The sequence below is a fragment of the Actinomadura sp. 3N508 genome, from assembly GCF_044326375.1.
GTDB lineage: Bacteria > Actinomycetota > Actinomycetes > Streptosporangiales > Streptosporangiaceae > Spirillospora.
Genome location: NZ_JBIRAX010000005.1, coordinates 221,393 through 243,051 on the forward strand (window position 1 = coordinate 221,393; position 21,659 = coordinate 243,051).

At 73.7% G+C, this 21,659-nt stretch carries 20 protein-coding genes; 18 read left to right on the forward strand and 2 right to left on the reverse strand.

Going from position 1 to position 21,659, the window contains the following annotated elements; all coding sequences use genetic code 11:
- The first annotated feature begins 11 nt into the window (after nucleotides 1-11).
- Together ACH34S_RS19985 and ACH34S_RS19990 are read left to right on the forward strand one after the other, a co-directional pair.
- Nucleotides 12-1,220, forward strand: a complete 1,209-nt coding sequence (locus ACH34S_RS19985) for an acyl-CoA dehydrogenase family protein (protein WP_395954195.1) — start codon at nucleotides 12-14, stop codon at nucleotides 1,218-1,220.
- Between the two features lie 17 nt (nucleotides 1,221-1,237).
- Nucleotides 1,238-1,726, forward strand: a complete 489-nt coding sequence (locus tag ACH34S_RS19990) for a flavin reductase family protein (RefSeq protein WP_395954544.1) — start codon at nucleotides 1,238-1,240, stop codon at nucleotides 1,724-1,726.
- Nucleotides 1,727-1,798: 72 nt separating this feature from the next.
- Here the strand turns inward: ACH34S_RS19990 and ACH34S_RS19995 are convergent, their stop codons facing one another.
- Both ACH34S_RS19995 and ACH34S_RS20000 read right to left on the reverse strand, forming a co-directional pair.
- Nucleotides 1,799-2,566 (reverse strand): IclR family transcriptional regulator, encoded by a 768-nt coding sequence (locus tag ACH34S_RS19995; protein ID WP_395954196.1) that lies wholly within the window; start codon nucleotides 2,564-2,566, stop codon nucleotides 1,799-1,801.
- A 67-nt stretch (nucleotides 2,567-2,633) separates the two neighbouring features.
- Nucleotides 2,634-4,130, reverse strand: a complete 1,497-nt coding sequence (locus ACH34S_RS20000) for a DUF4157 domain-containing protein (protein WP_395954197.1) — start codon at nucleotides 4,128-4,130, stop codon at nucleotides 2,634-2,636.
- Nucleotides 4,131-4,414: 284 nt separating this feature from the next.
- Here ACH34S_RS20000 and ACH34S_RS20005 point away from each other — a divergent pair, with 284 nt between their 5' ends.
- From ACH34S_RS20005 to ACH34S_RS20080, 16 genes are read left to right on the forward strand one after another with little or no spacing between them, the layout of a single operon-like run.
- A complete protein-coding gene (locus ACH34S_RS20005; protein ID WP_395954198.1) occupies nucleotides 4,415-6,010 on the forward strand; it encodes a phage tail sheath family protein in 1,596 nt (531 codons plus the stop codon).
- 32 nt (nucleotides 6,011-6,042) lie between these two features.
- The gene (locus ACH34S_RS20010; RefSeq protein ID WP_395954199.1) at nucleotides 6,043-6,570 is read left to right on the forward strand and encodes a phage tail protein; all 528 of its coding nucleotides are present in this window, start codon (nucleotides 6,043-6,045) and stop codon (nucleotides 6,568-6,570) included.
- Nucleotides 6,571-6,576: 6 nt separating this feature from the next.
- Nucleotides 6,577-7,269: a hypothetical protein gene (locus tag ACH34S_RS20015; RefSeq protein ID WP_395954200.1), complete on the forward strand. Its 693-nt coding sequence runs from the start codon at nucleotides 6,577-6,579 to the stop codon at nucleotides 7,267-7,269.
- Nucleotides 7,262-7,969, forward strand: a complete 708-nt coding sequence (locus ACH34S_RS20020; RefSeq protein WP_395954201.1) for a hypothetical protein — start codon at nucleotides 7,262-7,264, stop codon at nucleotides 7,967-7,969. Before ACH34S_RS20015 ends, ACH34S_RS20020 begins: the two co-directional genes overlap by 8 nt.
- Nucleotides 7,966-9,246, forward strand: a complete 1,281-nt coding sequence (locus ACH34S_RS20025) for a DUF4255 domain-containing protein (RefSeq protein ID WP_395954202.1) — start codon at nucleotides 7,966-7,968, stop codon at nucleotides 9,244-9,246. The genes ACH34S_RS20020 and ACH34S_RS20025 overlap by 4 nt, the downstream gene beginning before the upstream one ends.
- Complete coding sequence (locus ACH34S_RS20030) at nucleotides 9,243-11,063, forward strand: ATP-binding protein (RefSeq protein WP_395954203.1); 1,821 nt, start codon at nucleotides 9,243-9,245, stop codon at nucleotides 11,061-11,063. Before ACH34S_RS20025 ends, ACH34S_RS20030 begins: the two co-directional genes overlap by 4 nt.
- A complete protein-coding gene (locus ACH34S_RS20035) occupies nucleotides 11,063-11,329 on the forward strand; it encodes a hypothetical protein (protein WP_395954204.1) in 267 nt (88 codons plus the stop codon). The genes ACH34S_RS20030 and ACH34S_RS20035 overlap by 1 nt, the downstream gene beginning before the upstream one ends.
- Nucleotides 11,326-11,988 (forward strand): hypothetical protein, encoded by a 663-nt coding sequence (locus ACH34S_RS20040; RefSeq protein WP_395954205.1) that lies wholly within the window; start codon nucleotides 11,326-11,328, stop codon nucleotides 11,986-11,988. The genes ACH34S_RS20035 and ACH34S_RS20040 overlap by 4 nt, the downstream gene beginning before the upstream one ends.
- Nucleotides 11,985-12,350 (forward strand): LysM domain-containing protein, encoded by a 366-nt coding sequence (locus tag ACH34S_RS20045; protein WP_395954206.1) that lies wholly within the window; start codon nucleotides 11,985-11,987, stop codon nucleotides 12,348-12,350. The genes ACH34S_RS20040 and ACH34S_RS20045 overlap by 4 nt, the downstream gene beginning before the upstream one ends.
- Complete coding sequence (locus ACH34S_RS20050; RefSeq protein WP_395954207.1) at nucleotides 12,343-13,473, forward strand: hypothetical protein; 1,131 nt, start codon at nucleotides 12,343-12,345, stop codon at nucleotides 13,471-13,473. The genes ACH34S_RS20045 and ACH34S_RS20050 overlap by 8 nt, the downstream gene beginning before the upstream one ends.
- On the forward strand, nucleotides 13,470-14,015 hold the full coding sequence (locus tag ACH34S_RS20055) for a phage baseplate assembly protein V (protein WP_395954208.1): 546 nt from the start codon (nucleotides 13,470-13,472) through the stop codon (nucleotides 14,013-14,015). Before ACH34S_RS20050 ends, ACH34S_RS20055 begins: the two co-directional genes overlap by 4 nt.
- A gap of 1 nt (nucleotide 14,016) precedes the next feature.
- Nucleotides 14,017-14,331, forward strand: a complete 315-nt coding sequence (locus tag ACH34S_RS20060) for a hypothetical protein (protein WP_395954209.1) — start codon at nucleotides 14,017-14,019, stop codon at nucleotides 14,329-14,331.
- Nucleotides 14,328-14,693: a GPW/gp25 family protein gene (locus ACH34S_RS20065; protein ID WP_395954210.1), complete on the forward strand. Its 366-nt coding sequence runs from the start codon at nucleotides 14,328-14,330 to the stop codon at nucleotides 14,691-14,693. The genes ACH34S_RS20060 and ACH34S_RS20065 overlap by 4 nt, the downstream gene beginning before the upstream one ends.
- A gap of 16 nt (nucleotides 14,694-14,709) precedes the next feature.
- On the forward strand, nucleotides 14,710-17,310 hold the full coding sequence (locus tag ACH34S_RS20070) for a putative baseplate assembly protein (RefSeq protein ID WP_395954211.1): 2,601 nt from the start codon (nucleotides 14,710-14,712) through the stop codon (nucleotides 17,308-17,310).
- A complete protein-coding gene (locus ACH34S_RS20075) occupies nucleotides 17,307-19,757 on the forward strand; it encodes a putative baseplate assembly protein (protein WP_395954212.1) in 2,451 nt (816 codons plus the stop codon). Before ACH34S_RS20070 ends, ACH34S_RS20075 begins: the two co-directional genes overlap by 4 nt.
- Nucleotides 19,754-21,649 carry a hypothetical protein gene (locus ACH34S_RS20080; protein WP_395954213.1) on the forward strand — a complete coding sequence of 632 codons (1,896 nt, stop codon included), beginning with the start codon at nucleotides 19,754-19,756 and terminating at the stop codon, nucleotides 21,647-21,649. Before ACH34S_RS20075 ends, ACH34S_RS20080 begins: the two co-directional genes overlap by 4 nt.
- The last annotated feature ends 10 nt before the right edge of the window (nucleotides 21,650-21,659 follow it).

Genomic DNA, 21,659 nt, shown 5'->3' on the forward strand with positions numbered 1-21,659 from the left:
GTGGAGGAACCATGGACTTTGAGCTGGACGAGCAGAGCCGGCGGATGGCCGAGACCGGCAAGCGGCTCGCGGCCACGCTGGCGGAGCGCGCGGCGGCCGCCGACGAGCAGCGGCTGATCCCGGCGGAGAGCTTCGCCGAGCTGCGCGCGGCGGGCCTGTACGGGGCGGGCTTCCCCGCCGAGCTGGGCGGGCTCGGCGTGCGGACGACCGCCTGGCTGGCGACCGTCGAGCAGCTCGCGCGGGGCGACGCCTCGACCGCCCTCGGATTCAACATGCACTACGTCGCCACCCGGCTGGCGGGGGAGCTGCCCTCCTTCGACGCCGCGGCGCGCAAGCACGTCGCGTCGCTGGTGATCGAGGACGGCGCGCTGATCTCGGCGCCGCTGTCGGAGCCGTCCTCGTCCAGCCTGCTGCCGGGGACGTTCCTGCCGGCGGTGACCGCCACCCGCACGCCGGACGGCGGCCTGCGCGTGAGCGGGACGAAGATGTTCGCCTCGATCTGGGAGGCGAGCGACTACGCCTTCATGCTCGCCCGCCCCGACTGGTCCGACGACCCGACGCTCGTCATCGCGTTCCTGCTGCCGACCGCGCAGCCGGAGCACATCGCCGTCGAGGACGTCTGGGACACGCTCGGGATGCGGGCGACGCGCAGCAACAAGGTCAACATCGACGGCGCGCACGTTCCGGCGGAGCTCGTCCTCGGGCCGATCGACAACTTCGTCGCGAACTGGATCGTGGCGCAGGCGGCCATCACGTGGGGCGGCTACACGGGCTGCTACCTCGGCCTCGCCGAGGGGATGGTGGCCTGGCTCGCGGAGAACCTCGGCACGCGGAAGGCGAAGGGCTACGCCCAGCCGATGGGCTACCACCCGACGATCAGCTCGGCGGTCGGGCGCATCTCGACGCACGTCGAGGCCGCGCGGCTGATGATGTACCGGGCCGCGTGGAAGGCCGACACAGAGGGTCCGGGTCTCGGCACCTGCCACGCCTACCTCCAGGCGAAGCTGATGCTCGCGGACGCGATCGGGCGGGTCGTCGAGCTCGGCACCACCGCGGGCGGGCTCAACTCGCTGATGCGCCCGCAGGGCTACGAGCGCATGTTGCGGGACGTGACCACCGCCGCGATCATGCCGCCGAACGCGTACGCCTGCGCAGAGATGGCCGGCCTGATCACGATGGGGCTCGACCCGGCGCAGGCCCCCTCGCTGGCCACGGGCTGACGGGGCGGGTGACCGAGATGCAGCGGGCCGCTGAGGACGTCGCCGCGCTCCGCCGGACCTTCGGGTGCTTCCCGTCGGGCGTGACGGCGGTGTGCGCCCTGATCGACGGGGTGCCCGCCGGGATGGCGGCGAGCTCGTTCACCTCGGTGTCGCTGGCCCCGCCGCTGGTGTCGATCTGCGTCCAGAACACGTCTGCGACGTGGCCGAAGCTGAGGAGCGCGCCGCGGCTCGGGCTGAGCGTGCTCGCTGAGAACCACAACGAGGCCTGCCTGCGCCTGTCCCGCAAGGAGGGCGACCGCTTCGACGGGGTCGGCTGGGAGCCCAGGCCGGGCGGCGGGGTGTTCGTCCTCGACGCCACCGCCTGGCTGGACTGCCGCCCGCACGAGGAGATCCCGGCCGGGGACCACCTGATCGTGCTGCTGGAGGTGCTGGGCCTGCTCGCCAGGCCGGAGACCCCGCCGCTGGTGTTCCACACCAGCCGGTTCCGCCGGCTGGCACCCGTCTGAGGCCGCTCCGCACACTGGCGCGGGCACCGGAATCCCCCTCCGGTGCCCGTGCCTTCTCACGTGCAGCAGGGTTCAGACGTCGCGGACGCTGAGCAGCCTGGTCACCTGGCGTCCCGCCGTGTTCAGCAGGCTCGCGAAGCGCTCGGTCCTGGCGGGGGCGACCTGGCAGGTGACCGACAGCGCGGCGACGGTGGCGCCGGTCGCGCCCGCCAGCGGGACGGCCACGCTCATGTATCCGATGCGGGCCTGCTCGTACTCCACCGCGTACCCGAGCTCGCGGGCGCGCTTCAGCTCCTGCTCCAGCAGGCCGGGGGCGACCGTCGTGCGCGGGGTCGTACGCGCGAGCGGCGCGGACACGACCTCCTCCAGCAGGCCGGGCGGCCCGAAGGCGAGCAGGGCCTTGCCGGTGGCGGTGCAGTGCAGCGGCATGCGCCCGGCCACCCGGGACGGCCGGCCGACCTGCCGGTGCCCGGAGACCTTCTCCAGGTAGAGGACCTCCAGCCCGTCGGCGACGGCGAGATGGACGGTCTGCCCGGTGGCCTGCAGCAGATCCTCCATGAACGGCCGGGCGAGGTCGCGCAGGATGCGCTGCCGCGGGACCCGCTGGCCGATCTCGAACAGCCGCATGCCCAGCCGGTACTTGCCGTTCCGCCGCTCCAGGAACCCCCAGCGGACCAGCTCCTGGCTGAGCCGGTGCACCGACGCCTTCGCCAGCCCGGTCCGGCGCGCCAGCTCCGTGAGACCGAGCTCCGCGTCGTCGAGCCCGAACGCCTCCAGGATCAGCCGGGTCTTGCCCAGCACGCTCCCGGTCTCGGGCGGCGACTCCGGTACGGCTTCCATCAACCGATGGTTCACCTGCGAAAACGCCCCTGTCAACGGCCGAAGTCCACTCACCGGACTCCGGCCCTCACCTGACGAACTTCGGGCGGTTCTCCTCCGGCCACTCGGTCGGCGGCTGCACGGGCGACGGGCGGTCCTTGCGCCGGTACACATGGACGTCCTTGCTGGAGATCCCGGCCCGGATCATGAGCTCCTGGGCGAATTTGAACGCCTCCTTGCACCAGAAGGCGCGCTCGCTGTCGGTGAGGTCGTTGGGGACCTGGTCGAAGAACTCTCCCCACTCCCGATTCCAGTCCAGGACGATGTGCAGGCCCTTGCGGCCGATGTGCTTGTCCCAGTCCAGCGTCACGGTGTAGTCGTCGACCCAGATCCAGATGTCGGCGAACTCGTGCACGTACTCCCACGGGAACAGGTGGTGGTCGTGCGTGGTGCCCGCCTTGATCAGCCGCAGGCACTCGTCCGGGAACTTCACCACGCCGGGAGCCCGCACCGCCGTGGGGCCCGCCGCGCCGGGGGCCTTGGCGGCGGGCGGCCGGTCGGGTCCGGGGGCCCGCGCGGGTCCCTCGGGGGAGCCGCTCGGTGCCTTGACGCTGGGCGGACCGGCGGCACCTGGCGCTATCGCCTTCGGCGGCGGCGCCCCGCCCGGTTGCGACGTGCCCTGATACTCCTCACCGGGTCTGTTCTTCGGGACGGCGTGGCGCAGCGCCGCGTCGATCACGAGAATGATGCTGCCCTGGATGACCAGCCCCAGCAGGGGGAGTCCCACGTAGGGCAGGGCGCGTCCGATCCCGGTTGTCACCCTGAGCAGCATCAGCGAGCGTTGCCCGCCGACGAGCACTCTGCCGGCCACGTTCAGGGGCGCGCGGGCGGCCGCGATCTCCTCGAGGACGGCTTCTCCCGCGGCCTCGCCGGCGGCTTCCGTGGCGTTCACCGTCATCACTTCCGTCGCGTTCCCGACGGCCTGCCCGCCGAGCGTGACCGGTCCGCTCGCGCCTGTCGGCTGGAGCCAGGGCGGCAGGCTGACCGGCGGTGCCGGCGTCGGAGTCGGCCCCACCAACTGGACGGCCGGGGCCGGACCGGGGGTGACGGAAGCGGGCGCCAGCCGGCCCGCCGCCACCTCGTCGGCCTGCCGTTCGTGGACGTCACCGGGCGTGGACAGCAGCCCGCGGCCGGACGCGGGCCCCTGCGGCACCGTCTCGCCGGCCTCGCGTCCCCGCCCCTGCTGCACGACGTGGGTGAGCTCATGCCACAGCATCCGCCTGCCCGCGGCGGAGGCGAGGTCGGGAGCGCCCGGTCCGAGCATGATGTCGGTGCCGCGGGTGGCCGCCACGGCGCCGACGCCCGCGACGGCGGCGCGGCTCTCCGGGTCGGCGTGCACCCGCACATTGCTGAAGTCGTGCCCGAAGGCCCGCTCGGCCTGGCCCCTCGTGGCGTCCGGCACCATCATGCCGCCGGGGCGCGGTGTGAGCAGCCGGTGGACGGGATGGTCGTTGCCCTGTCGTGCCGGCGGCCGCGCTGACCACTGCTGCCGCGCGGCATCCTCAACGGCCCGTTCGTGACCCATTTCGTCCCTCCGCAGTTCGACTGCGCGATGCGACAGGATGGCTCGGATCCAGGCTCGCCGGTTCGCCTCTTTGGCAGCATACATGCAGGTCAGTACCTGGGGACGGCATCGGCACCGGCGTGCAAATTAATGGCAAAGTGCTGGATTGGCTGGACAATTGCACCTTTCTGACTAGCCTCCTTGAGTGTGCGTTAGTAGCCTGGTCATCAGTTGCTCGCGTTGCACAGGTCGCAATTCAGGCATTCCCGTGCGAGATCAATTATCCGGCCAAAGCGGAGGTCGTGATGCCGGTTCAATTGTCCTATCCCGGCGTATATGTCGAGGAGGGGTCCAGCGGCGTCCGCACCATCACCGGCGTCGCCACCTCGATCACCGCCTTCGTCGGCCGGGCCCGGCGCGGGCCGACCGACCAGGACGGCCCGGTGACGATCAACAGCTGGGCCGAATACGAACGGACCTTCGGCGGGCTGTGGGAGCACGGCCCGCTGTCGTACGCGGTGCGCGACTTCTTCCTCAACGGCGGCGCGCAGGCGATCGTCGTCCGGCTGTTCAAGCCCAGGGGCAACGCACGCACGACGGCCGAGCTGAAGCTCGCCCCGGCGACGGGAGCCGGTGACTACGTGCTGACCTCCCGGTACCCGGGGACGTGGGGCAACCGGCTGCGGGCACGGGTCGATCACGACACCAGGGACGGCGCGGCCGATGCGTTCAACCTGCTCGTCCGGGACGACGAGTCGGAGGTCGTCGAGGAGTTCCGGAACGTCTCGGTGGACCCCGGCAGCCCCCGCCGCGTGGACCGGGTGCTGGAGAACGAGTCCAGGCTGGTCAAGGGCGCGGCCCTGACCGCCGGTTCGAAGCGGCCCAAGGCGCACGACGCGCCCGACGCGGAGAATCCGCTGTGGAAGGACAACACGACCAACACCAAGGTCGCCTCGTCCGACCAGGTCCCGCACGACGGTGATGTGCCCGGGACGCCCGAGTACACGGCCGCCGGCAAGCGGGGCATCCGGGCCCTGGACAAGGCCGACCTGTTCAACATGCTGTGCCTGCCGCCCTACACGCTCGACCCGGACGGCGGCGTGACCGGGGACGTGGATACGGACGTCATCACCTCCGCCGCCCAGTACTGCGAGCAGCGGCGCGCCGTCCTCCTCGTCGACCCGAGGTGGACGGGCAAGGACGCCGCCGTCACCGCCGCGGCCGACTTCGCGACCAGTGTCGGCACCCGGAGCAAGAACGCCGCGCTGTTCTTCCCGCGGATCTTGCAGGCCAACCCGTTGCGCGGCGACCAGATCGAGCCGTTCGCGCCCTGCGGCACGGTCGCCGGGGTGATCGCGCGCACCGACGCGCAGCGCGGCGTGTGGAAGGCGCCGGCCGGGCTGGAGGCCGGGCTCACCGGGCTCTCCGGCCTGGAGGTGCCGCTCACCGACGCCGAGAACGGCCAGCTCAACCCCCTGGGCGTCAACTGCCTGCGCACCATGCCCGCGGCCGGCCCGGTGGTGTGGGGCGCCCGCACCATGGACGGCGCCGACAGGCTCGCCTCCGAATGGAAGTACCTCCCGGTGCGGCGGACGGCCCTGTTCCTCGAAGAAAGCCTCTACCGGGGTCTCCAATGGGTGGTTTTCGAGCCCAATGACGAGCCGCTGTGGGCGCAGATAAGACTCAATGTCGGCGCGTTCCTGCACGATCTGTTCCGGCAGGGCGCATTCCAGGGGAAGACGCCCCAGGAGGCGTACTTCGTCAAATGCGACAAGGAGACGACGCCGCAGAGCGATATCAACAAGGGCGTGGTGAACATCGCCGTCGGGTTCGCGCCGCTCAAGCCGGCCGAGTTCGTCGTGATCAAGGTGCAGCAGCTCGCCGGCCAGGTCGCGGTATAGCGGCACAGCGGTACAGAGGGGTTGACAGGAAGATGGCGCAGTTCACGGTGAACCCGCAGCGCTTCGATCCGTACAAGAACTTCAAGTTCCGGGTCCGCTGGGACGGCCGCTACGTGGCCGGGGTCAGCAAGGTCGGCGCGCTCAAGCGCACGACCGAGGCGGTCGAGCATCGCGAGGGCGGCGACCCGTCGACGTCGCGGAAATCGCCCGGCCGCACCAAGTACGAGCCGATCACGCTGGAACGCGGTGTTACCCACGACACCGAGTTCGAGAAGTGGGCGGGCCGGGTGTGGAACTACGGCTCCGGCCTCGGCATGGAGACGTCGCTGAAGAATTTCCGCAAGGACATCACCATCGAGGTCTACAACGAGGCCGGGCAGCTGGTGCTCGCCTACAAGGTCTACCGGGCGTGGGTCTCCGCCTACCAGGCCCTTCCCGACCTGGACGCCAACGCCAACGCGGTCGCGATCCAGACCCTCACTCTCGAACACGAGGGCTGGGAGCGTGATTACGAGGTCGGCGAGCCGTCCGAGCCCGCCTTCACCGAGCCGGCGGTCTGATCCGCCGTGGTCGCCCTCGCCCCCGCCGACCTCCTCGCGGCCTGGGAACAGGTGCGGGAGCTGCCGCCGGCGCACCGGCCGGCGGCGCTGCTGCGCGTCTTCGGCGCGCCGCGGCAGGACTCGGTGGGACGGCGGGACGCGGCGCTGCTCGACGCGTTCGCCGAGAACTTCGGGCCGTCCCTGGAGGGCCTCGCCCGGTGCCCCGGCTGCGGCCTGGAGGTCGAGCTGACCGTGCCGGTCGCGGAGCTGACCACGGGCATGCCGTGGACGCGGGCCGTCGAGCCCCTGGACGTCGGCGGCCGGACCGTGCACTGGCGGCTTCCCGACGACGATGACCTGGTCGCGGCGGCGCAGGCCGGTACTCCCGAGCGGGGCGCGCTCGTCCTGCTGTCGCGATGCGTCCCGGACGACGCGGAAACGCTGGACGCGACCGAGCGGGCCGCGCTCGCGGCGTGTGTCGAGGCCGCGGACCCGTTCGCCGACATCACCTTCACGCTCACCTGCCCCGGCTGCGGGGCGGTCTGGGACTCCCCGCTCGACCCGGCCGAGTTCGTGTGGGCGCGGCTCGCCGCGCGGGCGCGCCGGCTGCTGGGCGAGGTGGACGAGCTGGCACGCGCCTACGGCTGGCCGGAGCGGCAGATCCTCGCGCTGCCGCAGGCGCGGCGCGACTCCTACCTGGAGCTGGTGCGCCATGGCTGACGTGTTCACGCGGCTCGCGCGGCGGGCGATCGGCGACGAGCCGGGGTTCCGCCCGAAGCTGCCCGCACGATTCGAGCCGACCGCGTCCTTCGCCGGCTTCGCCACCCACGACACCGGCCACCCGGATGCCGACTTCGCCGGGAGCCGTCGTCCGGAAGACTCCGCCGGGGCCGGGCCCCAAACCGCGGCAGGCCCGCCAGGGCAGGCCCCGCCGTTGCCGCGTGCGGAGCGGGCCGCGACCCCGCCGCCCGCGGACGCGGCCCCGAGAGTGTCCACCCCGAGCCCGGCACAGGCCCGGCCGCCGGACACCCGCGCCGTGCCGCCGCCTCCCGAAAAGCTCGCCGAGCCGTCCCGCGCCGCGGACGAGCCCGTGCGCCCGCCCGCGGCACCGGACGGCGTCCGCCCTCGGGCGCAGGGCGAGCCGCGGCGCGGGCGTTCCGGTGCGGGCGATCCGCATCGGGTCCGCCCGGTGCCGCCGGAACCGGACATCGCGCTCCCGCCCCGCCGCCCCCCGGCCGCGCCGGCCGGATCGGCGGAGCCCGACGTCCACATCAGCATCGGCCGCGTCGAGGTGCGCACCGTGCCGGTTCCGCCCGAGCGGCCCGCCCCCGCGCCCGCCGCGCCGCCTCCGGCGGCACCGCCCGCGCCCGGCCTGAGCCTCGCCGACTACCTGCGCGGCGACGACGGCAGGCCCCGATGAGCACGGCACTCGCGCTCGGCGCGGTCAGCGCCGTCCTGCGAAACGTGCTCGACAACGGCCTCATCGACGCCGCCCCGGCGCTGGAGAGCCCCGTCAAGGTGTCGGTGAAGGCACCCGATCTCATCAGGCTGGACGACCCCCAGGCCGGGCCGCAGCTCAACCTCTTCCTCCACCGGGTGAGCGCCAACCCCGGCTGGCGCAACATGGACCTGCCCTCCCGGGACGCGCGCGGGACCCGGATCACCAACCCGCCCCTTGCTCTTGACCTGCACTATCTGCTGACCGCCTACGGCCGTGAGGACCTGCACGCGGAGATCCTGCTCGGCTACGGCATGCACCTGCTGCACGAGCGGTCCTTCCTCGACCGGCCCGCCATCCGCAAGGCGCTCGCGTCGACGCCGCTGGACCCGGGCGTGCTCCCGGCGGCGTTCCGCAAACCGCCGAACGCGGGCCTGGCCGAGCAGTTCGAGACGCTCAAGATCACCCTGGATCCGCTGGGCGTGGACGAGATGTCCAAGGTGTGGTCCGCGGTGCAGACGCACTACCGTCCCAGCGCCGCGTACCAGGTGAGCGTGGTGCTCATCGAGGCGATCCGGCCCGCCGCCGATCCGGTGCCCGTCCTGACCCGCGGCGTCGCCGTCACGCAGTCGCTGAGCGCGCCCTACCCGGCGATCGACTCCGTCGCCGCGCCCGACGGCACCGGCACCGCCGAGCCGGGGGAGACCGTGACCCTGCACGGCCGCCACCTCGCCGGGACCGGCGTGACCGTCGAGCTCGCGCACCGCCTGCTCGCGGAGCCGCACCGGATCGCCGTCGCGGCCAACCCCGACCCCGGACAGTTGTCGTTCACGCTGCCCGCGACGGAACCGGCGGGGCAGATCTGGCCGGCCGGGGTCTGGAGCGTCACCGTCACGCTGACACCCGACGGCGCCACGTCCCCCCGCACGACCAACACCGCCGCGCTCATGCTCGCGCCCGTCCCCGCCGCCGGGGCCGCCACCCTCACCCGTGACCCGGCGAGCGGCAGCGTGAAGATCGTCCTCGGGGTCGCGCCGGGCGTGCGTCCCGAGCAGGCGGTCACCGTGGCGCTGAACTCCGCCGAGGCGACGGTCGGCCCGCGTGACGACCCGGCGTCGCAGGTGGAGGCGGAACTCACCGGCGTCGAGCCCGGCCCCGCCTGGCTGCGGCTGCGCGTGGACGGGGTGCGCAGCCGCCTGATCGACGACAGCGGGCCCGTACCGGTCTTCCGCGCGGACCGGAAGGTGACCGTGCCGTGATCGTGTTCGACGGGGAGACGCGGGCGGACCGCGACCAGCGGCTGCTCAACGCCGAACTGGACCGCCTGCACGCCCGCATCACCACGGGCCCGGACGCGCCGCCGGCGGTGGGCGACGAACCCGGCGACACCCGGCTGGCGCGGTTCCAGGCGGCCTTCCGGCTCTCGCCGTTCGAGCGCGACCTGCTGCTGTGGTGCGCGGGCGCCGAGCTGGACGGCCGCTTCTCCCCGCCCACCGCCGGCACCGCGCTGGCGGCGCTGGACGCCGGGCACTGGGACGCGCTCGCCCCCGGTGCGCCGCTGCGCCACTGGCGCCTGATCGATATCGCGCCGGGGCCTGGGCTCATCGACCGCCCGCTGCGGATCGACGAACGGATCCTGTACCACCTCCTGGGCGTGACCTGCGTCGACACATGGCTCGACGGCGTCCTGCGGATCGAGCCCGACGCGGCCGGGACGGTGACGCAGGCGCAGGCCGAGGTTGCCGCCGGAATCGCCGCCGCCCTGGCCGGGGCCGTGCCGCGGCAGGTGGTCCTGCTGGACGGCGCGGACGCCGAGACCCGCGAACGCGTCGCCGCGCACGTCGCGTCCGCGCTGGGGCGGGTCCCCGCGGTGATCTCGGCCGACCGCCTCCCGGCTCCGGGCCCGGAGAGCGTGGCCGTGGCCCGCCTCGTCGAGCGCGAGGTGGCGCTGCTGGGGGCGCTCCCCTTCCTGGCGGTCTCCGAGGCGAGCCCTGCGGCCCGCTCGTTCGTCGCGGACCTCGGGTGCCCGGTCCTGGTCGGCGTGCCACCGGCCGCCCCGGCGGAGTTCCGCGGCGCCGTCCGGTGGACGGTGCCCAGCCCCGGCGCCGCCGACCGGCGCGAGCTGTGGCGCCTGCTCGGGCAGGAGGACGAGGCGGCGCAGGCCGCCGTGTCGTTCCGGTTCGAGGTCGGCGAGATCGAGGCGATCGCCCAGGCCGTGAACGGGCAGGGGCTGCACCGCACCTGCCGGCTGCACGCGCGCAGCGCGCTCGGCGGCCTGGCCGAGCGGATCGAGCCCCGCGCGGGCTGGGACGACCTCGTCCTCCCCGGCCTTGAACTGGAGACGCTGCATGACGTCGCCCGCCAGGTGCGCAACCGGGCGCGGGTCTACGAGGAGTGGGGCATGGCCGGGCCCTCGCACCACGGGCTCGGCGTGACGGCGCTGTTCACCGGGGAGTCCGGCACCGGCAAGTCGCTGGCCGCCGAGGTGCTCGCGGCGGACCTGGACCTCGACCTGTACCGCATCGACCTGGCCGCCGTGGTGAGCAAGTACATCGGCGAGACGGAGAAGAACCTCAAACGGGTCTTCGACATCGCCGACGCCGGCGGCGCCGTGCTGCTGTTCGACGAGGCCGACGCGCTGTTCGGCCGGCGCAGCGAGGTCCGCGACAGCCACGACCGGTACGCCAACGTGGAGATCTCCTACCTGCTGCAGCGCATGGACGCCTACCGGGGCCTGGCCGTCCTGACCACGAACCTGAAGAACGCGCTCGACCGGGCGTTCCTGCGCAGGCTGCGGTTCGTGGTGCATTTCCCGTTCCCCGACGCGGCCGCCCGGGAGCGGATCTGGCGGCTGATGTTCCCGCCGAAGGTGCCGTGCGACGGCCTCGACTGGCCGCGGCTGGCGCGGCTGCAGGTGCCCGGCGGGCACATCCGCACCATCGCGCTCGGCGCGGCGTTCCGCGCCGCCGCTGAGGAGACGCCGGTGACCATGGCGCACGTCCTCGCCGCCGCCCGGCGCGAGTACGCCAAGCTCGAAAAACCGCTCACCGACGCGGAAGCCGGAGGGTGGGGCTGATGCGGGAGGTCCACATCCACATCGACGAGCTCGTCCTGGACGGCGTCGCGGAACCCGATCCCGCCGCCTTCCAGGCGAGCCTGGAGAGCGAACTGCGCGCGCTCGCCCGGGGCCACGGCGGGCCGTACCCGAGCGGGCATGCGGCCCACCTCGACGGACGCCCGGTCGCGGCGCCGCCCGGCGGCGCCGAGGTCGCGCGATCGGTGTGGGAGAGCATCATGCCCTCCGCCGGTCCGCCCGCCGCCGGATCGGGAGGGGCCCGGTGAGCGCGTTTCCCGGATCGCCCCGGCTGGTCAAGGGCGGGATCGTGCTGCTGGACCCGGCGAGCGGCGCGCTGCGCCAGGTGATCTCGCTGCAGTACAACCCGGACACCCTGAGCCGGACGGTCCAGGTGAAGGCGGCGGGGGAGGGCGGCGGCGACCGCGCCCAGGCGATGCGGCTCAAGGGCAGCCCGGTCGAGACGATCAAGCTCGAGGCCGTCCTGGACGCCACCGACCGGCTGGAGTACCCCGACCGCAACCGGGACGCCGTCCGGTACGGCGTCCATCCGCAGCTCGCGATGCTGGAGGCGATGGCGCACCCGTCCTCGGCCGCGCTGCTGGCCAACGACCGGCTGGCCGCGTCCGGCGCGCTGGAGGTGCTGCCGGTCGAGTCGCCGCTGGCGCTGTTCGTCTGGTCGCGCAGCCGCATCGTCCCGGTGCGGCTGACCGACCTGTCCGTCACCGAGCAGGCGTTCGACCCGGCGCTCAACCCGATCCTGGCCAGGGTGAGCCTCGGCCTCCGCGTCCTGTCGGTGGACGACCTGGGCTTCCGGCACCGCGGCGGGGTGCTGTTCATGAACCACCTGCGGGCCAAGGAGTCGCTCGCCGGGAAGGCGGCTCCCGGCGTCCTGTCGGAGCTCGGACTGGAAGGCCTGCCGTCATGACCGATCCGCTGCAGGCGCTCGTCGCGGCCGGTGCGGTGCCCGCCGGCCGGTTCCCGCCCAACAGCCGGTACGCGGCCACGCCCGTCCTGACCCACGACCCGGGCGACGGCCGGCGGCCCGTCGCGTACCTGGCCCGGCGGCTGGTGCCGCAGCCCGAGCGGCTCGCCGCCGTGGGCGAGCACACGGTCGTCGAGGGGGACCGGCTCGACCTGCTCGCCGGCCGCCATCTCGGCGATCCCGAGCTGTGGTGGCGCATCGCCGACGCCAACGTGGCGGCGCATCCCGACGAGCTCACCGCCCACCTGGGGCGGCGGCTGCGGCTGACCGCGCCGGAGGGGATCCCGGGGGTGCCGGATGCTTAGCGGCGGCGTGCGGCTGTCGCTGCTGATCGGTCCGGCGGTGCCGATCCCCGCCGGGCGGGAGGTGATCGAGGCCGTCGAGTCGATCAGCGTCGAGGCGGGCGCGGGCGACACCCAGAGCGGGTTCGAGATCGTCTTCCGGCTGTCCCGGCGGTCCCCGCTGCACACGCTGTTCCTGCTCACCGGCGGCGCGACCATCCCCGTCGTGCGGGTCGTCATCGCGGTGACCGTCCGCGGGCAGGCCGAGGTGCTCATCGACGGCGTCATGACCCACCACGAGGTCCGCGACGGCGCCGACGAGCCCACCCTCGTCATCAAGGGCAAGGACCTGTCCGCGGTCATGGACTGGTTCGACTTCGACGGCTTCCCGTACCCGGCGATGCCGCCGGTGGCGCGCGCCCTGGCCGTGCTGGTGAAGTACGCGGCCTTCGGGATCATCCCGGTCACCATCCCGAGCCTCATCGAGGACCTGCCGATCCCCGTGGAGTCGATCCCGCGGCACCAGGGCACCGACTACGGGTACCTGAAGCTGCTCGCCCGCGACGCCGGCTACGTGTTCTACCTCGACCCCGGGCCGGTGCCCGGCACGAGCCGCGGCTACTGGGGCCCGGAGATCCGGGTCGGCCCGGCGCAGCCCGCGCTGAACCTCGATCTCGACGCTCCCCGGCGCAACGTCGAGACCCTCTCCTTCTCCTTCGACAAGGAGCGCAAGGAGATGCCGGTCGTGTGGATCCAGGAGCAGTACTCCAAGGCGCCGATTCCGATCCCCGTCCCCGACGTCACGCCCCTCAACCCGCCGCTGGGCGTGGTGCCGCCGCTCCCGCCCAGGCTCACCTTCCTCAACGACTCCGCCAAGCACAAACCGTGGGTGGCGCTGGCGCGCGGAATCTCCTACGCGGCCAACCACTCCGACGTGGTCTTCGGCCGCGGGACGCTCGACGTCGCCCGGTACGGGCGCGTCCTGCGCTCGCGCGGCCTGGTCGGCGTGCGCGGCGCCGGGGAGGCGTTCGACGGCCTCTACTACGTCTCCTCGGTGACCCATTCCATGAAGCGCGGAGAGTACAAGCAATCCTTCACCCTGGCCCGCAACGGCCTGCTGTCCACTCTGTCGAAGGTGCCGATATGAGCCATCTGGCGGAAAAAGCGAAAAGGTACTACGGGAAATATCGGGCGACGGTCGTCAACAATGTCGATCCGCTGCAGATCGGCCGGATCCAGGTGATCGTGCCGGACGTGTCGTCGGTGGCGCCGACGAGCTGGGCAATGCCGTGCCTGCCCGCCTCGGGCGCCAACTCCGGCGTGTTCACCGTCCCGGCGATGGGCGCCGGGGTGTGGGTCGAGTTCGAGCAGGGCGACCCCGACCATCCCATCTGGGTGGGCGGCTACTGGGGGTCGTTCGCGGAGCGTCCCGCGCTGTCGCACACCGTGCCGCCGGGCGTGGCGGGCATGACCATGCAGACGACCGCGCTCAACGCCGTGGTCGTCAACGACACCCCCGGCGTCGGCGGGGTGACCATCTACTGCCGCGGCGTCCCGATGATCTCGGTGACCGACGCCGGGATCAGCATCATGAACGGCAAGGGCGCGATGATCAACCTGGCCGGCCCCGCGGTGAGCGTGGTGGGGCAGCCGGTCGACGTCAACGCCGGCGGGCTGACGGTGGTGTGAGGTGCCGGGCCCGATCGTCCACCTGGGAGCCGTCGTCACCTGCTCGCACGGCGGCCCGGCCACGCCGCTCGCGCCCAGCCCGCGCGTGCTGGTCGGCGGGCAGCCCGTGGTGACCGTCGGCACGCCGTACGCGGTCACGGGCTGCTCGCTCACGCCGTCCGGCGTGTTCTGCGCGAGCGGGCAGTGGGTCACCGGAGCGGCGCGGGTGCTCGTCACCGGGGTGCCCGTGGCGGTGCAGGCCGGGTCGTCGGTGTGCGTGGCGACGGGGTCGCCGTTCCTGCCGATGACCGTCCAGCCCAGGGCGGTGGCGACGTGAACGTCGGGTTCCCGTACCGCTTCGACGCCACCGGGCGCACCGCGACCGCCGACGACGACGCGCACCTGCGCGACCTCATCGCGCAGGTGCTGTTCACGGCGCCGGGCGAGCGGGTGATGCGGCCCGACTTCGGCTCCGGCCTGCTCGCGCTCACCTTCGAGCCCAACAGCCCGGAACTCGCCGCGACGACGCAGTTCCTGGTGGAGGGCGCGCTCCAGCAGTGGCTGGGCCACCTCATCGCGGTCGACTCGGTGGAGGTGTCCGGGTCGGACGGCGTGCTGCGGGTGCTGGTGCAGTACGTGTCGCTGCGCACGCGGCAGCGCCGGGTGGACGAGTTCACCGCGCCGGGAGCGGCCGCATGAGACCGGGAGCGTCCGCATGAGATACGTGTGCGGCCACAAGCGACGGCTGCCCGCCGTGAAGGCGGGCGGCGTCCTCAACGGCATCGAGTACCTGGAGGTCGCGACGGCCGGGCCCGTGCAGCGCACGCTGCTGGTGCGGCTGCTCAAACCGGCCGCGGGCATCACCGCCGGCCAGGTGCGCATCGACGGCGGGCAGCGCGTCCGCACCGTCGCCGTCCAGTGGGCGACCCCGGCCGACGCGCTGCCGCCGGACGAGGACCCGGCACTGGTCGCCGGGCTCGCCGACCCCGATCGCGTCCTGGTCGTGCGCACCGAACAGCCGGGCGACTACTCCTACTACACGCTCCACATCGACGCGTCGGCGTTCGACCCGCTGCTGGGCGAGGTCGAGTTCTCGTTCAAGGTGGACTGCGACGCCGGGTTCGACTGCCGGGACGAATGCGAATGCGTCCCGCCGGCGGCGCCCGTCCCGGACCTGGACTACCTGGCCAAGGACTACGCCAGCCTGCGGGAGACGCTGCTGGACCGGGTGAGCCTGATCTCGCCCCGCTGGCGCGAGCGGACCCCGGCCGACCTCGGCGTGACCCTGATCGAGCTGCTGGCCTACGCGGGCGACCGGCTCTCCTACCGGCAGGACGCCATCGCGACCGAGTCGTACCTGGAGACGGCGCGCAGCCGGATCTCGCTGCGGCGCCACGCCCGGCTCGTCGACCACCGCATGCACGACGGATGCGCCGCCCGCGTGCTGGTGCGCTGCACGGCGACCGGCGACGGCGTCGCGGTCCCGGCCGGCACCAAGATCTACAGCCGGGTGGACGGCCTGCCCGACCTCCTGACCGCGGAGGGGGAGGACGCCGCGCTCGCCGCGGGCGCCACCGTCTTCGAGACCACCGACGACGCGGTCCTGTACAAGAACCACGACGTCTTCCGCTTCTACACCTGGGGCGACGACGAGTGCTGCCTGCCCGCCGGGGCGACTGAGGCGACCCTGCGCGGCAACCACCCCAACCTGAAGGCGGGCGACATCCTGATCTTCGCCGAGGTGCTGGGTCCGGCCACCGGGCACCCGGCCGACGCCGATCCGCGCCACCTGTGGCCGGTGCGGCTCACGCACGTCGTGCCCGGACAGGACCCGTCCGGCGGACGCTTCCGCGACCCGCCGACCGCCAGCGCCGTCGCGGTCACCCGGATCGCCTGGGACCCCGCCGACCGGCCCCCGTTCCCGGTGTGCGTCAGCGCTCCCGCCGCCGGCGGCAAGCCCGTCAGCGTGGCCTGGGGCAACGTGATCGTTGCCGATCACGGCCGCACCATGCCCGGCGAGCCGCTCGGCACGGTCCCGCAGCCGCAGACCTCGGGCCTGGACGTGGCACCGCCGGCCGCGGCGCCCGTCCGGTACCGGCCGCGGCTGCGGTCCGGGCCGCTGACCCGCGCGGTCGAGGTGAACCCACGGGTGATCACCAGGACCGAGCAGGACGCCGCCGTCATGGCCGACCTGGCCGCCCGCACCCCGTCCGGCAGGGTGCGGGCCTGGCTGGCCGGGCACGGCGTCGTGTTCCGGCGCGCACCGCTGATCGTGCGCGGCTCCCACGGCGAATGGTCGGTCAGCGACGGCGAGACCGTGGTCCGGGTCCGGGCCGGCTCCGCGGGCGAGGTGACCGTGCTGGCGCGTCCGATCCCGGCGGGCCGCGTCACCGCCGCCGCGCCTCGCCGGGCCGATCCCCGGATCGAGCTCACCGACGGCATCGTGACCTGGCACCCGCGCTGGGACCTGCTGACCGGTGACGCGGCGGCGGCCGTGTTCGCCGTGGAGTCCGAGCACGACGGCTCGACCTACCTCCGGTTCAACCGGCCCGCTCCGGGCACGGCCTTCACCGCCCGCTACCGCACGGGCAACGGCGTGTCCGGCAACGTCGGCGCGAACGCGCTGGCGCACATCGCCACGACTCCCGGCGTGCAATCGGTCACCAACCCCATGCCCGCGGCGGGCGGGCACGAGCCGGAGACCGCCGACGAGGTCCGCCGCGACGCGCCCAACGCGTACCTGGTGCAGGAACGCGCGGTCACGCCCGCCGACTGGGAGGACGTCGCCACCCGCCACCCGGGCGTCCAGCGGGCGACCGCGACCTGGCGCTGGACCGGCAGCTGGCACACCGTGTTCCTCACCGTCGACCGCGTCGGCGGCGCCGACGTGGACGCCGAGTTCGAGCGCGAGCTGCGCGCCGGGCTCGAACGCTACCGGCTGGCCGGCTACGACCTGGAGGTCGACGGCGCCCGGTACGTCCCGCTGGAGGTCGGGCTGCACGTGTGCGTCGCGGAGGGCCATCTGCGCTCGGCGGTGCGCCGCGAGCTGCTGGAGGTCCTGACCGCCCTGTTCCACCCCGACCGGCTGACGTTCGCGCAGCCGGTCTTCCTGAGCCCGATCTACGCCGCGGCCCAGGCGGTCGCCGGGGTCACCTCGGTCGACGCGCGCGTGTTCCGGCGCCGCCACTCGCCCGAGGTCAGCGGCCTCGCCTCCGGCGTGCTGCGGATGGGCCGGCTGGAGATCGCACGGCTGGACAACGACCCGAACTTCCCCGAACGCGGGAGGCTCACCCTGACCCTCGGGGGCGGACGGTGACGCGAGAGTGCGAGTGCGGCTGCTGCGCGGGCATCACCGGCAGCACGCCGCAGCCGATCGAGAACCGGCCTGCGCTGCCGCAGGTGCGCTACCGGCCCGGCGGGTACGCCGAGTTCCGCGAGAGCATGCACGCGGTGCTGGCCTCCGCGCGGCGTCCCGCGCTCGCCGGGCTGACGACCCGCGACGACGAGGACTTCAGCGTCGCGCTGCTCGACGCGACCGCGTGCATGGCCGAGATCCTGACCTTCTACACCGAGCGGCTGATCAACGAGTCGTACCTGCGCACGGCGCGGCAGCGGCCGTCGCTGGCGGAACTGGGCAAGCTGGTCGGCTACCGGCTGCGTCCCGGCGTGGCCGCCGCGACGCGCCTGGCCTTCCACGTCGAGCCGCCCGCCGCGGCGGCCGTGGAGGCGGCGACGACGCCGTTCCAGCGGGCCCGGATGCCGTCCACCGTGACGATCCCCGCCGGGGTGCAGGTGCGCAGCGTCCCGGGGCAGGGCGAGCAGTCGCAGGTGTTCGAGACGGCCGAGGCCCTCGTCGCGCGCCCGGCCTGGAACCTCATGCGCCCCGTGACGACGAGACGCACCGTGCTCGGCGGGGGCGGGCGGAGCATGTACGTCAAGGGGATCACCACCGGCCTCAAGCCCGGTGATCTGCTGCTGTTCCACGCGAGCGCGCAGTCGTGGGAGGTGCGCCCGGTGGGGGCCGTCACCCCGCAGCCCGACCGCGAACGCACGCTCGTCACCTGGCATGACGCCCTGACCAAGCCAGCGCCGCTCACGCCCTACGTCATGCGCAAGCGGCTCAGCTTCTTCGGGCACAACGCCCCCCGCTGGCAGTCGATGTCCCAGCAGTTCAAGACGGACTACGGTTGCCCGGCCGGCTGCGCCGACTGGCCGTCCTACCTCAGCTCACCGCTGCCGATGACCTCCGACATGGACGGCTCCCACCCGGACATCGCGGTGGGCGGCATGCTCGTCTTCACCGCCGGTACCGACAGGGCGCTGTTCACCGCCAAGGCCGTCACGGAGCTGTCGCGGTCGGAGTTCGCCGTGTCCGGCAAGGCGACCCGGGTCAAGCTGAGCGGCTCGCAGACGGAGTACGGCCGATTCGACGAGGACGTCCGCGGGACCACGGTCCACGCCGTCGGCGAGGAGCTGGAGCTCGCGCCCGAGCCCGACCGGTCGAAGGTCGCGGGTGCCCAGATCACCGTCGCGGGCGACGTGCGCGACCTGCCCCCGGGACGCACGCTGCTGGTGACGGCGGGCGGCGCGGCGGAGACGGTGACGCTGAAGTCGGCGGCGCTGGACGGGACGGACACGGTCCTCACCCTCACCGGGAGCCTGGCCGGATCGTACGGCCCGGAAGGCGTCCAGATCTTCGGCAACGTCGCGTCCGCCACGCATGGCGAGACCGTCCACCAGATCCTGGGCGACGGCGACGCCGCCCGGCCGTTCCAGCGCTTCGAGCTCAGGCACGACCCGCTGACGTACGTGCCGTCGTCGGTCCCCGCCGGTTCGGCGTCCACGCTGGAGATCCGCGTCAACGACGTGCGCTGGCACGAGGTCCCCACGCTCCATCGGGCCGCGCCGGACGACCACGTCTTCGTCACCCGGGACGGCCCGTCGGGCACCGTCGAGGTGCGCACCGGCGACGGGCTGCGCGGCGCGCGGCTGCCGACCGGGCAGCACAACGTGCGCGCCGTCTACCGCAAGGGGATCGGCGCCGCGGGCAACCTGCCCGCGGGCGCGCTGACCCAGCTCGCCTCCCCGCCGCTCGGCGTCACCGGGGTGACCAACCCGGTGCCCGCGCTGGGCGGCGCCGACCCCGACTCGGCCGACCACGCCCGCGAGGGCATCCCGCTGTCGACGCGCACGCTGGGCCGGGCGGTGTCCCTCCTGGACTACGCGGACTTCGCCCGCACGTTCGCCGGGATCGCCAAGGCGCACGTGGCCGTGCTCCCGCTGCGCAACGTCCGCACCATCGTGGTGACCGTGGCGGGCGAGGGCGGTGCCCCCGTGCCGCCGGAGACGTGCGCGCGGCTCGTCACGACGCTGCGCGGGCACGGGGATCCGCTCGTCCCGGTCGTCGTGGTGCCGTACCAGCCGAAGCCGTTCCAGATCCGGATGAAGGTGCGCCGGCATCCCGATCACGAGGTCGGGACGGTGCTCGCGGCGGTCGCGGCGGCGCTGGCCGAGGCGTTCGGCTTCCGGGCGCGGGAGTTCGGCGCGCCGGTGCACGCCTCCGAGGTGATCGCCGCCGCCCATCGCGCCCCGGGCGTCGTCGCGGTCGACCTGGACGCGCTGTCCCCCGCCGACTTCCTCCTCGGCCGCCGCCGGCGCCTGCTCGCCGCCGGGCCCGAGGTGACTGCGCGGGCACAGGTACGGGGGGCGGAAATCCTGCTGCTGACCACCGATCCGCGGCGCTGGCTCACGGAGATGCCATGACGGACGTGTACGAGCTCCTGCCCCGGGTGCACCGGCTCCGGGACGAACTCGGCGACGGGGAGCTGCGCCAGCTGATGGGCGTCATCGGCGCGCAGCTCGGCGTCCTGGAGGAGAGCCTCGACCAATTCTACGACGACCTGTTCGTGGAGACCGCCGCCGAGTGGGCCGTGCCCTACATCGGCGACCTCGTCGGGTACCGCCCGCTGCACGGCGGGCCGCCCGCCGTGGTCTCGCCGCGCGGCGAGGTCGCCAACACCATCGCCTACCGCCGCCGCAAGGGCACGGCGGCCATGCTGGAGCAGCTGGCCTTAGACGTCACCGGCCGGTCGGCGCGGGCGGTCGAGTTCTTCGAGCGGCTCGCCGCCACCCAGCACGTGAACCATCCGCGGCTCGGCAAGGGCGGCGTCCCCGACGTGCGGCGGCGCACGCTGCCGGGCGCCTTCGACGAGCGCGCCCACCTGGCGGAGGTCCGCCGCATCTCGACGGGCGCGGGCCGCTACAACATCCACAACGTGGGCCTGTTCCTGTGGCGCCAGGAGGCCGTCGAGCTGATCCGGTCGCCGCTGGTGCCCGCCGCGGGCTCGCGGCGCCGCTTCCGGTTCCATCCGCTGGGCATCGACCAGCGGCTGTTCGGCCGGCCGCGGACCGAGGAGGAGATCACCCACCTGGCCGAGCCGTTCGACGTGCCGCTCCCGCTGACCAGGCGGTTCCTCAAGGACCATCGCGACGTCTACTACGGGCGGGGCCGCAGCCTGCTGGTGGAGGTGAGCGGCGCGGCGACGCCGTCGAAGGTGCGGATCTGCGACCTGTCCGACGCGGCCGGTGACTGGGCGCACGCGCCGGCGCCCGGCTCGGACGTGCTCGCCATCGACCCGGTGCTGGGCCGGGTGTACTTCCCCGATCCGGTGCCGGCCGCCGCCACCGCGACCGGAACGTTCCACTACGGTCTCGCGATGCGCGTCGGCGGCGGTGGCTACAAGCGTGCGGTGTCGACGGCGGCCGGCGGCCTCCGGGAGGTGACCGGCGGGGCGGCGCTCCAGCCCCGCCTCGACGCCATGGCCTCCGGCGGCACCGTCGACATCGCCGACAACTGGGTCTACAAGGAGACGCCGTCCGTCGCCACGGGCCCCGGCCGTACCGTGCTGCTGCGCGGCGCGCACGAGCGGCGGCCGCACCTGGCCGCGGCCGGGCCGGTGCGGCTGCGCCCCGGACCCGGCGGCACGATCGTGCTCGACGGGCTGCTGATCAGCGGCGGCCGGCTGGCGTTCGAGGACGCCGGCGACCTCGAGGCCCGCACGCTGATCCTGCGGCACTGCACGCTCGTCCCCGGGCTCACCCGAACCGCCGCCAACGCCCCGGCCGACCCGGGCGCCCCGAGCCTCGTCGTCGCGCACCGGGCGGCGCGGGTGGTCATCGACCGGTGCGTGCTCGGCCACGTCGAGGTGGCCGACGGGGTGGAGGTGACCGTCCGCGACAGCGTCCTCGACTCCTACGAGGGCGGCTCGCTGGCGCTCGCGGAGAGCACGGTGCTGGGCGCGGTCGGCGCGACGCGCGTCGACATCTCCAACTCGATCGTCCTCGGCGCGGTGACCGCGCGGCGGCGCCAGGAGGGCTGCGTCCGGTTCAGCCGCGTGCCCGAAGGCTCGCTCACACCGTCCCGCTACAGCTGCACCACCGTCCCGCCGGCCTTCACCTCCCTCCGCTTCGCCGATCCCGGTCACGCCCAGCTCCGGCCGTCCGCGCCGGACGAGGTGCGCCGCGGCGCCGACAACGAGAGCGAGATGGGCGCCGGGAACCATCTCTTCGAGCCGCAGCGCGAGGCGAACCTGCGCCTGCGTCTCGACGAACATCTCCGCTTCGGCCTTGAGGCCGGCATCTTCTACGCGACCTGAGGACCACCCG